10 protein-coding genes are annotated in these 11962 nt (G+C 53.9%); 5 read left to right on the top strand and 5 right to left on the bottom strand.

Going from position 1 to position 11962, the window contains the following annotated elements; genetic code table 11:
- Positions 1 to 546: tRNA (cytidine(56)-2'-O)-methyltransferase (locus BP822_RS11840; protein WP_286878354.1), on the bottom strand; the 546-nt coding region annotated here is incomplete at its 3' end.
- 113 nt (positions 547 to 659) lie between these two features.
- Here BP822_RS11840 and BP822_RS11835 point away from each other — a divergent pair.
- Complete coding sequence (locus BP822_RS11835; protein WP_286878353.1) at positions 660 to 2816, top strand: DHH family phosphoesterase; 2157 nt, start codon at positions 660 to 662, stop codon at positions 2814 to 2816.
- A gap of 48 nt (positions 2817 to 2864) precedes the next feature.
- Here BP822_RS11835 and BP822_RS11830 read toward each other — a convergent pair whose 3' ends face one another.
- Entirely contained in the window at positions 2865 to 6161 is a 3297-nt protein-coding gene (locus BP822_RS11830) for a tetratricopeptide repeat protein (RefSeq protein ID WP_286878351.1), read from the bottom strand.
- Between the two features lie 310 nt (positions 6162 to 6471).
- On the opposite strand from BP822_RS11830, the gene BP822_RS11825 reads away from it, so the two are divergent.
- The 4 genes from BP822_RS11825 (at position 6472) to BP822_RS11810 (ending at position 9093) form a co-directional block, all read left to right on the top strand.
- Entirely contained in the window at positions 6472 to 7383 is a 912-nt protein-coding gene (locus BP822_RS11825; protein WP_286878350.1) for a C1 family peptidase, read from the top strand.
- 48 nt (positions 7384 to 7431) lie between these two features.
- Complete coding sequence (locus BP822_RS11820) at positions 7432 to 7707, top strand: protease inhibitor I42 family protein (protein ID WP_083804746.1); 276 nt, start codon at positions 7432 to 7434, stop codon at positions 7705 to 7707.
- Between the two features lie 157 nt (positions 7708 to 7864).
- A complete protein-coding gene (locus tag BP822_RS11815) occupies positions 7865 to 8497 on the top strand; it encodes a 30S ribosomal protein S3ae (protein WP_013720702.1) in 633 nt (210 codons plus the stop codon).
- Positions 8498 to 8697: 200 nt separating this feature from the next.
- A complete protein-coding gene (locus tag BP822_RS11810; protein WP_013720703.1) occupies positions 8698 to 9093 on the top strand; it encodes a hypothetical protein in 396 nt (131 codons plus the stop codon).
- A gap of 22 nt (positions 9094 to 9115) precedes the next feature.
- Here BP822_RS11810 and BP822_RS11805 read toward each other — a convergent pair whose 3' ends face one another.
- The 3 genes from BP822_RS11805 to BP822_RS11795 form a co-directional block, all read right to left on the bottom strand.
- Positions 9116 to 9871, bottom strand: coding sequence for an MTAP family purine nucleoside phosphorylase (locus BP822_RS11805; protein ID WP_273278706.1), 756 nt, complete (start codon positions 9869 to 9871; stop codon positions 9116 to 9118).
- A gap of 43 nt (positions 9872 to 9914) precedes the next feature.
- A complete protein-coding gene (locus tag BP822_RS11800) occupies positions 9915 to 10931 on the bottom strand; it encodes an S-methyl-5-thioribose-1-phosphate isomerase (RefSeq protein WP_273271756.1) in 1017 nt (338 codons plus the stop codon).
- Positions 10932 to 10997: 66 nt separating this feature from the next.
- A complete protein-coding gene (locus tag BP822_RS11795; RefSeq protein ID WP_422655973.1) occupies positions 10998 to 11681 on the bottom strand; it encodes a substrate-binding domain-containing protein in 684 nt (227 codons plus the stop codon).
- Between the last annotated feature and the right edge of the window lie 281 nt (positions 11682 to 11962).

The following is an 11962-nucleotide window of genomic DNA, read 5'->3' as shown; positions in this document are numbered from 1 at the left end:
TCCTCCTTCTTCATCCTTCGAGCTGAATTCCGGATAGATGACCTCCTTCCCCCGAGAGGAGGGCACTATCTTCAGCCCCCCCTCAAACTCCCGGAACAGCTCCCTGCCCAAAAAGAGCCGGTCCAGGAAAACGGCCAAAGCCGCCACCTCGGAATGGGGCTGGTTGCCCACAGCCACATTCCAGTCCGCCAACTGATACACCTCTGCCGGAACCTTCTCCGCCCCCACCACGATCAGTATATCCTCGCTCTTGCGGATCTCATCGATCACATCGGGCAGATTCGAGCCGTACATGGTGAGGTGAACCACCTGACCACCGCTTTCCTTCCAGCGAACGATCTCTCCCTTCCATGACGCATTCGGGGTGAGACGGAAGTTCCCTCCCCACCGCCTGGCTGCATCATTCAGGCTCTCCTCCACATGGGCATCGCGACCGCAAAGAAGCATCCCCTCCGCTCCAAAAGCCCGGGCGACCAGGCCCACATGGGTGGTGATCCTCTTATCCCTCTCCGGTCTATGCCCCAGACGCAAAACCACTGCTCGCACGGGCCAAAAGAATATGGTCTCCCTTATTTAGAGCCTTCCAGGATCCTGCTATCTCGTGCCCGAAACCGGGAACATCCCGAAGCTATAAATTCCTCCAAAACATCCCAAGAGCGATGAATCAGTGTGAGAGATGCCAGGGCCGTGGAGTGCTCACGGTTGGAGAGAAGCCCTGCCCCAACTGCAATGGCAAGGGAACGACCGAGTCCATCTCCCTGGGAGAGGCATCAGATAAGGACATGAAGTCTCTGATCGAGAGCGGCTCGGCGAAATGCAGCGTCTGTCAGGGTAGCGGCAAGATTCCGATCACCGAGATCTGCCCTGATTGCCATGGTCTTGGCCGGGAATACCTGTGCGTGGTCTGCAAGACAAAGCTGGACAGCAAAAAGGAGCTCTGTGAACGTTGTGCCAAAAAGCCGCTGGTCCACATCCTCGATCCAGCCTGCGACATCAGAGATATCTCCGTGGGGGAGATCTACCAGGGCAAGGTCTCCGGTCTGGCAAACTTCGGGGCTTTTGTCGATCTATCCGATTCTGTGCGCGGCCTGGCCCACAACAAATATCTCAAGAGTCGGCCGGAAGCTGGCGACGCCATCATGGTGACGGTGAGAAACATCCTGCCTAATGGCAACATAGAGCTTGAGCCAGCAGAGCTGAAGGAGTACAACACCGTCGAAGTGGAAAAGGACCTTCCTCTATCCAAGGCATCTGATCTGCACAGCCAGGTGGGCAAGACGGTCATGATCAAGGGAGAGGTGATCCAGGTCAAGCAGACCGGCGGTCCGACCATCTTCACCCTGGCCGACGACAGCGGCCTGGTCTTCTGCGCTGCCTTCGAACGGGCCGGAGTGCGAGCGTACGCTGATATTGATAGCGATATGATGGTCCGGGTCATCGGCGAAGTCAGCCTGCGCAACAATCAGGTTCAGGTGGAGATAAAATCCATGAAACGCCTCTGGGGAGGCGATGCCTCGGTAGTTAAAGACCAGATAGAGAAGGCCATTGACCTTCGGGCCGAGCCGGCCCAGACGGAGTTTTTGGTCAAAAGCGAGATCTTGGACCGGCTGCGTCCGGCGATGAAGGCGGTGGCCAAAGAGATCCGCCGCGCCGTCCTCAAGTCCCGACCCATTGTGGTCCGCCATCATGCCGACGCTGATGGTATTTCCGCTGCAGTGGCCATTGAGATGGCCGTTCTCCCATTGATTGCCGAGGTCAGCGGCCCGGATGCCGAGTACCACAACTACCGCCGCGCCCCCAGCAAAGCCCCATTTTACGAGCTGGAGGATGTAACCAAGGACCTGACATTTGCCCTGGAGGATCAGAGCCGGCACGGTCAGAAGATGCCTCTGATCGTTCTGATGGACAACGGCTCTACCGAGGAGGATGTTCCTGCCATGCGCCAGGCCCAGGTTTACGGCCTGGAGATGCTGGTGGTCGACCATCACCATCCCCACAAGATCGTAGACCAGTTCCTGGTGGCCCATGTCAATCCCGCCCACGCCGGAGGGGACTTCGGCCTGACCACGGGCATGCTGGCCACGGAGATCGCCCGCATGATCCATCCCGAGGTCGAGAACAAGATCCGTCATTTTCCGGCTGTATCCGCGGTGGGCGACCGCAGCGAGGCCCCGGAGGCTGATCTATACATCCGCCTGGTCGAGGACCGGTTCCCGAGAGATGACCTCAAAAAGATCGCCCTCGCTTTAGACTATGAGGCCTTCTGGCAGCGCTTCAACGATGGACGGGGGCTGATAAACGACATCCTGTGCCTGGGAAGGCTTGACCGGCACCAGAAGATCGTCGAGCTTCTCTGCGAGCAGGCCAATGCTGCCATAGACGAGCAGCTCCGGGCGAGCATGGGCAATGTCAAGAGCACAAAGCTTCCCAATGGCATCATCATGAACGTCCTGGATGTGGAGAACTTCGCCCATAAGTTCACCTTCCCCCCGCCTGGCAAGACCTCAGGCGAGGTGCACGACCGACTATGCCAGAAATATGATGGAAAGCCGGTGGTCACTATCGGCTATGGCCCGGATTTTGCAGTGTTGCGCAGCCGGGGAGTGAGGATGAACATCCCCCAGATGGTTAAAGAGCTGATGGAGGAGATCCCCAATGGAGGGGTCTCAGGAGGAGGTCATCTCGTCGTTGGTTCCATCAAGTTCGTAGGTGGGATGAGAAAAGAGGTCCTGGCGAAGCTGGCAGAGAAGATCGCTGCCTGCTCGGTGGATGAGGTTCCGCTGAAGGCTCCCGCATTGGGTGCAGAGGCAATTTGATCCTCCTCATCCTGAATATCATCGGCATCTTTTCTCTATAATATCCCTTTATCCTCCAAAAGTCCTTTCTATGAGGCCCCTTCCTTTATCTTTGACATAGCTGTGCATGACCTCCTGGAGCATAGCTACGAACTGATCCTGGCTAAAGTTGAGCTGCGAGGCCAGCCGCTCCACCACCGGCTCGATGTTCTTGACCTCATCGCTATTGATGCTTCTCAAGACCACTGCAGATAAAGCCATGAGGCGGAGCCCTTCCTGGATCCTGTCCATCTGCACCGCCAGGGCGCCGAGCTGAAAGAGCGCTCCTGCCTCACCCGCCTGATCTTTCAGTTCCTGATAGACCTGCAAAGCCTCCCGGAAATGCACCGCGGCCATTTCCATCTCCCCTGCCTGAGAGCTGATCATTCCCAATCCATGCAGGCTGGCGGCCATCCCTTTGCGGTCGCCCAGATCCCTGGTGATGGCCAGGGCACAATCAAGCTCCTCTGTTGCCCGAGCAAGCTCTCCGGTCTCCCGGTCAACATCGGCCAGATAAAAGAGCAGTACCGCCTCACCTGCTCGATCTTTTGCCTCTCTGGCCAGCTCCAGGGATCGGGCCAGCCTGGGCCAGGCAGAATCGTAGTGGCCTTGCATCATATCGATATTCGCCATCTCCTGCAAGACCGCAGCCTCCCCCATCCTATCTCCCAGATCCTCAAGGATCCGGGCAGCCCTCTCCAGCTTATCTTTAGCCGCAGAGCCGCTCTTCCGTGACATATCAATGGAGGCCAGAGCCTGCAGAACTGCTGCCTTTCCCCGCTGGTCTTTCTGGCCCAGATGAATCTGTAGAGCTTTCTCTAAGCTCTCCTCAGCCAGATCATACTCTCCCCGGCCAAGCTGGATCATGCCCAGCCCTTGATAGCTGAAGGCATCCGGAGCCATATCCAGGGCCTTTTTGTACCACTGGGCAGCATTCTCAAGATCCATCTGATGAGCATAGGCCTGGGCGATCCAATTCATTGAATCCTTGTCCGGCTCCAGCTCCAGTATCTCTCTGTTCAGCCTTATCAGCTCGGTGTAGTATCCCCTCCGATCCAGGTAGCTGCTGATCCTGGCGGTCACTCTCCTCGCCTCAGCCAGGTCGCCTGCCTCCAGATAGTGCCCCCGCGCCTCTAAGAGGCCGTCCAGACGGAACAAGAAAAGCTCTGGGGAGCGGCCCGATTCCGCCATCTCCTCCAGAAATCGGCCTGCCCTCTTATGAGCCTCTCTTATCTCCTTCGGGTTCAACCCTTCTCGAAGGGCAGGGCGAGCGGAGGAATGAACCGCCCACAGATTGCCGGTCTTATAGCAGAGCGACAGCTCCTCCCAGAGGGGCAAGCTCTCGGCTATGCTCTCCAGATCGGTCCCGGCTGCGGCGGTAAAGCCTGCCGGGCTCATTGCTACATCGTAGACCGCTATGCATTGGAGGGCCAGGAGAGACTCGGGGCTGAGGCACTCGGCGAGCCTGGCCAGGGGATCGACATCTTTTGGCAGCCCTCTGGCCAGAGCGCTGCGGATCTGCTCTAATTTAGACGGATCTCTCTCGTAGAGGGAATAGAGGTCCGACAGGGCATCGAATGCGATCTCGCCTTTGCGGTAGCCATCAGCTATAATTCTATCCTGGAGCATGAACCTCAGGAAAGCTGTCCGGGAGAGCCGATCCAGCTTCCAGTTTCTGGCCAGACGGGGCAGAATGGAGGCATCCGCAGGGACTTTCTGGCAGGAGATGATCGCCCGGCTGGAATGGAGGCCTTTAGTCATCTGACAGAAAAGCTCGCCAAGATGAGGATCCGAGATCCTGCCCGTCTTCTCCTCAAGATCGAGGTCATCCCAGAATATGAGTATGCGGTTGGACCGGAGAAGCTCCATCAAGACAGCCAGCCTCTCATTAACCGGGAGCGATGAATCTAAGAGCCTCTTTGTCCCCTCCAGTCCTTGATACTCTCCTGCCGCTGCCAGCTGCACGCCTGCTGCTTCTATCAGTCGGGCAGAGCTTATGGGGTTGTGGGCAGTGCCTCCCAGAGGCAGCACAAAGTAGCCTGATGCGGCCAGCATTCTGGCCAGGAAATTGGCAAGAGCGCTCTTCCCTCGGCCAAGCTCGCCAGTGATGATCAGAGCGTTGACCGCACCCTGTCTCAAATCGGGATAGAGTCGAAGCAAATCTTTTCTTCTGTCAAGAAAACCCCTGGCATGTCCTTCCGTCATCCCAGGCATTGGAGGAAGCTCTTGGTATCTTGTTTTTATCTCCTCTCTCTTCTTATTGGGATCGAAGAGACCTGTTGGCTCTCTGACGGCATAAATAAAGGGATAGGCCTGTATCGCTCCCTTCTTCTCCTCCTTTTCTTCCAGGCCTTCTTTCGGCATCTTCTGCTCTGTGTTCCATACGGCTTCATCTACAGATGCGCCCAGGGAAAGAGAGCGAACGATCTCCTGAGGGGCGACGGTACCATTCCAGGCTACAGCCATGAGCAGATCTTCTGCCAGCCTCTGGCAGAGAAGCTCCCTGGCAGGGTCAGGGCCATTCCCTCCCCATCCGAGAATTATGCACTCAACCCCGCCACTCTTCAGAACGGGAGCTATCTCCTCTGCAGATCTCAGGTCAAGCTTGCCCGCAGGATCCATGAAGGCTAGCCTTGCCTCTCCCCCGGAGACTTCGCCGGACAGTTTTGCCTCGCCGGAAAGGTATACCAGATGAGGCTGGAAAGACTCAATGCTGCTTTTAAGCTCTTCGAAGGAGGCGGTCTCGCCCATCTCCAGGTGGATATCTAATCCCTGCACCGCCTTGAGAAGGGACAGCTCCTCCTCCTCAAAATGCTGCATATTGGTGGAGAAAAAGAGCATTCTCAAGGGGCCTCTTCTCAGTTCAGAGGGCTGAGAGAGAAATGGTGTAGGAAGGGATGAGCTGGAGGGCCGGCCACCTTCCATTGGCACGCGCAGGACGGCAAAATCCGGGGATGAGCCAACGGCCATATCCTCAAAACCCGGAAGGCGGAGAAGCTCCCAGGGGAGCAGCAGGATCTGGGGTATGCTCGATATCACAATCAGCCGTCCCCCAGATAGGATCTTCGGCCCCAGCTCCTGCCAGCCCGGCTGAAAAAATAGGCGGAAGATGCTCTCCCCCAGGAGATGAAGGTAGCTATTCTTCCCTTTTTTGCCGTTAGAAAAGAAAGACGCATACTGAGAGGATATCTCTCTGGCCTCCATAGCCTCAACCGGGTTGAGCCGTCTGTTCATGACCACCTCCCCATCCACTGCTATTATTATTTCAAAGGCCCTGGCTGCAGCAGTGCCCGTCTCCCAAATCTCAATGATAGTATCCTTTTGCATTCATGGATGATATGGCTGGATGCGATATATAATTTCTCAGCCGGCAGTTGGCGGCACAATATAAATCCGCTTCATGAGTTATATTGTCACGATTTCTCTCCAGTTGGTTTATCGAAAAACATGGGCGATCTGCAATTGATCGTAGCTCATGTTATTTAGATGTGCATATGCTTAGAAATATTTTAATAGTATTAGGATTACCATAAATGCTCAGGGATTGGATAAAATAAGCAGATATTCAGATCGAATCGACTATGAGACGGCGCGATAGGATCGGAGAACTTTAATCAATTATGCGGTGGTTGAGATGATGACGATACTCTTGAAAGATCTGGGAATGAAATCAAAGAACGGCGAGAAGACAAAAGGAATGGGCTGGCGACCAGAGCTTCCGGACTTAAGAGACTATACCTTCCAGACAAAGGAGGTAGCAGATATCCTCGGCCCTCTTAAGCTTTCCAAAGTGGCGGTCTCCACCCTTCCCACATCGGTTGATCTCAAAAAATGGTTCCCACCGATAGAGGATCAAGGCGACCTGGGCTCATGCACTGCAAACGCTGGCGTAGGAGTCTTTGAGTATTTCGAGCGAAGGGCATTCGGAGAGCATATCGATGCCTCGAGGCTTTTTCTCTATAAGGTGACGAGAAATTTGATGCAGGAGAGCGGAGATACTGGTGCTTACATCCGGACGACCATGGGAGCGATGGCACTATTTGGCGTCCCACCGGAGAGATACTGGCCATACGATATATCAAAGTTCGAAGAGGAGCCCTCAGCATTCCTCTTCGGTTTCGCGGACAATTACAAAGCTCTCAAGTATGTGAACCTCGATCCGCCCGGAACCACCCCCATCAAGCTTCTGTCTAACATCAAGACGAATATAGCAGCGGGAATTCCCTCAATATTCGGATTCACTGTTTACGATTCGATCAGCCAGGCTGGAAGCACCGGCAAGATCCCCTATCCCTGCAGCAATGAAAGCGTGCAAGGCGGCCATGCTATAATTGCAGTGGGCTATGATGACAAGATGAAGATCAAGAACAGCAATTGCGGTGCCGAGACCACCGGTGCTCTCATGATAAGAAACTCCTGGGGAGAGATATGGGGCGACGAGGGATATGGATGGCTGCCATATGATTATGTTCTGACCGGACTGGCTGATGATTGGTGGACTCTCATAAAGGGATCATGGATTGAGACCGGGCAATTTGAATATGCATAATATAGAAAGATATTTCCCTTTTTGGCGCCTATTATCACTGGTGATCCAATGAACGCGAGCTTGAACGTGGAGTTCACCTTATCGCTCGAATCGAATCCCACTACCGGTTATGTATGGGAGGCAACATTCGACAGAGCCTTTCTTGAGCTGAAGAAAAAGGAATTCAAAGAATCCGATGGAGAATCGGTTGGATCCGGCGGAATAGAGACATTAACCTTTGTCCCGATCAAGGCAGGAAGGACAGAGATAACCATGGTTCACAAGAGGCAGTGGGAGAATATCCCTCTGGAAAGAAGATCATTCCCAATCCAGATCACAAAGTGAAAGACAGCAGCGGAATCGCATCACAAAGGCGATCTCGAAATGGAAAGGTTCCGCTACGAAGACCGCCTTCGTAAGGATCATGCCTGTTTTGGGCGATCGGTTTAAATACAGTGAGCTTGAACGGAGTTCGGATTAATATTATCTCGGAGGATGTTTATTGGCTAGAAGATCGCAGAGAAAGGCTGATAGCAGAAAGGCCAAACAGTGGTATAAGGTTGTAAGTCCGGAGATGTTCGGAAGGGTTCCCTTTGGAGAGACGATCGCCAACGATCCCGAGAGGATTGTGGGAAGGATCATCGAGACCACCTTAGGAGACCTCACCAACAACTTCTCCAAGCAGAATACCAAGCTAAAGTTCAGAGTGGACCGTGTAGCTGGTGACTCGGCATATACGAAGTTCCTGGGCCATGAGATGACCACAGATTATGTGCGCTCTCTGGTCAAGAGAAGAACCTCTCGCATTGATTCCATCGTAGATGTAACCACGACCGACGGCTACACCGTCAGGATCAAGCCCAGCTGCTTTACAGTTAAAAGGGCACGGGCAAACCAGGTCAAGTGCATTAGAGATCTCTCAAAGAGCGTCGTCATGGAGAGGTCGAAGAACCTGGACTTAAATCAGCTGATCCAGGATGTGGTGGGTGGAAAGATCTCTCTGGACATTTATAAGGAAGCCAAGGTGATCTACCCCTTGAGAAGGGTAGAGGTACGAAAGACTGAGATCAGAACTGAGCCCGCATTGTCTGTGCCTGAGCCAGCGGCACCAGCTGCTCCGCCGGCATCATCCTGAGGCTTATTGTGGCCAGATCCATCTTGGATCTATGATTCAATCGGATCGAATCTGCATCAGCTTGGCGCCCCTCTTGTACATTGCGGGAAGGGCGCTGGCTTGAGAATTTCTCGGCCATAAGTGTGGTCAGCTTTGCTTTTATTCTGATAAAGACATCTTCTATAGAAGAAGATATATTCCACTAAGGGATCATTCGTTTCATGAAGCTGGTCATCATATTGGCAATATGCCTTGCCCTTTTCTCGGCAGGGTGCATGGAGAAGGAAGACAGTGGCGGCGCAAAAGACAGCGCCGCAGGGGCCTCAGAGCCAGTTGGACATGCTGACACTGAAATGATAAAAGTGACCATTACCTCACCTGATGCCGGGCAGATCATCAAGGGTGATGAGGATATAAGCTTTGAAGGCTCTGCAAAAGGTGGCGAAGGAGATCTGAGCTACGAATGGAGCTCGAGCATTGATGGAAAGCTATCCACCAGCCGGTCCTTCAAGCAGAATCCAATAGAGCTTGAAAAGGGTGGACATATCATCATTCTCAAGGCCATGGATGAGAGCGGCAAATCCGGACAGGGCAGCGTCCAGGTCGAGGTGATGTAGAGCTATCGTCCCAGGGGCTTTTCTAGAGCGCTGCCTTGGATAGGGATTCCCTGCAATGGCAGGATCTTTTTTCATCCAGCTTTAAAGCCGCCTGATAAATTATCTCCCGGACATCCTGATGGCACTTTTTCACCTGCTCAGGGATATCGCTGGCGGAAAGGCTCTCAGATTCCCCCATTCCGGCGGCTGGATTGGTGATAATGCAGATAGAAGCATAGCACAGCTCAGCCTCCCTGGCCAGAGCTACCTCTGGATAGCCGGTCATACCCACTACATCCCCGAACTGGCGCATCATTCTGATCTGGGCAGGCGTCTCAAGATGGGGGCCTTCAGCGCAGACGTAGACTCCTTCCGAGGTCTCCAGATCAAGCGACTTCGCAGCTGCAAGAAGATGGCCTCGGAGATGGGGGCAGTAGGGTTCGCTCAGGTCTATATGCACCGCTCGGTCCTCATAGAATGTGTTGGACCGGCATTTGGTGAACTCGACAAAATCATAAGGGAAAAAGAAGCTTCCCACGGGCTGAGATGCCATTGCTCCTACGCTATTGACCGATATGACCCATTGAGCGCCAATCTTCTTGGCGGCAGATATGATGGCCCGGTAGTCTACCTTATGAGGCGGCAGGTGCCCTGTGCCATGGCGGGGGATGAAGGCGAGCCTCTGGCTCTTTATTCCGCTGCGAAAGGCAGGGACGGGGCCGTAAGCTGTATCCACTTCATCTGCTATCCCCTCCAGGGTGAAGCCCACTCCGCCGATGACGGCGATTTCTGCATCCATGAGTTGAGCTGCTCTTCAAACTTAAACTACCTTTCTGTAGAATCTATACTGGGGGCATGAGCGGGGGCCGGAAGACGCCCTTCTCGGTTATCAGTGCAGAGATAAGCTCCAGAGGAGTGGCATCGAATGCCGGATTGTAGACGTTTATTCCCAGGGGTGCCAGGCGCACTCCGGCCAGGGTGCAGATCTCCTCAGGATCACGTTCCTCTATTGTGATGTCCTCCTCGCCATAAATCCGGTCAAAGGTGGAGAGGGGTGCGGCCACATAAAAGGGAATCTTGTGGTGTTTGGCCAGGACGGCATGATTGTAGGTCCCGATCTTATTGAAGACCACATCCCTGGTTATGCGGTCTGCTCCCACAATTACCTTGTCGATCTTCCCTCTGCGCATCAGGCTGCCGGACATGCTCTCACAGATCAGGGTTACCGGGATTTTATCCTCTGCCAATTCCCAGGCGGTCAGGCGGGAGCCCTGGTGCAGAGGTCGGGTCTCGCAGGCGTAGACCTCTATTTTTTTCCCGGCTTCGACCGCGGAGCGCACAACTCCCAGAGCAGTTCCCCAGCCTACACAGGCCAGCCTTCCGGCATTGCAGTGGGTGAGAATGGTGTCCCCGTCCTCCAAGAGCTTTGCTCCGTTCTTTCCTATGGCCCGATTGACCCGGATGTCCTCCTCGGCGATCCCCTCTGCCGATCGTAGCGCTGCCTCGCGAATCTCTTCAGTGCTCTCCCCCCCTCTGGCCGCCTGCAGGGCTCTGTCCACACCCCAGGAGAGGTTTATCGCCGTGGGCCGTGAGTTCCGGATCATATCGGCGGCCATCTCCAGCTCGGCGATCATATCGAAAGCGTTGGTGGCATGGGATCTTTCTGCGGCCAGAGCGATGCTGTAGGCACCGGCGGCTCCAAGAGCAGGGGCGCCGCGAACGGAAAGAGACTTGATAGCGGCTACCAGCTGTCTTATGCTCTCGATCTTCAGGGGAACAAGCTTTAGAGGAAGCTGGGTCTGATCGATAAGCCAGAGGCCTTCATCCCACCATATGGTCTTGGGCTCGGGTATGCACAAAGGAAGTTCACCAGATAGTAGATGCACATACTGGTATTATTATTTTTTGCTTGCTCCTGTGCAAGATTAGAGTGCTTTTCTCTCCTTAAAAGCATCAGTCCGGTATGAAACCCTCTTCTGCCGCAATCTTCTGTCCCTCTGGCCCCAGGATGAAATCGATGAATGCCCTGGCTCCAGGAGTAGGGTCGCCGAATGTATAGAAGTAGAGGTTCCTTTTGAGCTCATAAAAATCCAGCTTNNATAATTGAATCCCAGGTAGCCTATGGCCCTATCGCTTCCGGAAATTGCCGTCTTGACCTCTGCTCCGCTGTAGGCCACGGTATCGACTCCAGGGCTTTCTGTCCCTATGTCCCCTATCACCGCTTCATTGAAGTCGTCTCTTGTGCCCGAGCCGTATTCTCTGGAAATAACATAGATATCCTTATCCGGTCCTCCCACCTCATTCCAGTTAGTGATCTCACCGGAATAGATCCTCATAACCTGATCCCTGCTCAGGTCCCGTACTCCTTCCTGGTATATCTCATCGCTTACGGCAATGCTGATGCCGTCCATGCCGATCTTGAACTCCTGGAAGCTGTCCCCGAACATCTGTTTTTCTTCCTCAGTTATAGCCCGCGAAGCCATGGCTATGTCGTACTTGCGCTCCACAATGCCTAAAATTCCCGCGCCGGTTCCACCTGCCGTGACACTGACCAAATAATCATTCTGCTCGAGATTGAAGACCTCTGCAGCAGCCTCGGCCAGCGGCATCACTGTTGAGGATCCCATGATTGTGACATCTTCCGGTAGTGCCTCACAGGGCGAGAGGGATACAAATGAGAGACAAACCAGCAAGATTATAATTATTTTTGTAATTAACCCCACCACTCGAGAATTGTCCGGCCAGATATGTAAGCCTATCGTCATAGCTCAATCCGATCGCTCCCACATCATGTAATTAAATAAGGCGACTGTATCTTGCTTTTATACCGAAACTGTAATCAACCAGATCATATATCAAAAATTTCATGAATTTGAGCCCATGGAACTCC

This window comes from Methanosaeta sp. UBA458, assembly GCF_002496085.1.
In the GTDB taxonomy this organism is placed as follows: domain Archaea; phylum Halobacteriota; class Methanosarcinia; order Methanotrichales; family Methanotrichaceae; genus Methanothrix; species Methanothrix soehngenii.
This window is presented reverse-complemented; position numbering and strand designations above follow the sequence as displayed.

Bases quoted from the DNA above. Each gene is read 5' to 3' on its own strand.
- BP822_RS11820 (WP_083804746.1), top strand. From the start codon at position 7,432: ATGAACGCGAGCTTGAACGTGGAGTTCACCTTATCGCTCGAATCGAAT.
- BP822_RS11825 (WP_286878350.1), top strand. From the start codon at position 6,472: ATGACGATACTCTTGAAAGATCTGGGAATGAAATCAAAGAACGGCGAG.
- BP822_RS11805 (WP_273278706.1), bottom strand. From the start codon at position 9,871: ATGGATGCAGAAATCGCCGTCATCGGCGGAGTGGGCTTCACCCTGGAG.
- BP822_RS11835 (WP_286878353.1), top strand. From the start codon at position 660: ATGAATCAGTGTGAGAGATGCCAGGGCCGTGGAGTGCTCACGGTTGGA.
- BP822_RS11810 (WP_013720703.1), top strand. From the start codon at position 8,698: ATGAAGCTGGTCATCATATTGGCAATATGCCTTGCCCTTTTCTCGGCA.
- BP822_RS11830 (WP_286878351.1), bottom strand. From the start codon at position 6,161: ATGCAAAAGGATACTATCATTGAGATTTGGGAGACGGGCACTGCTGCA.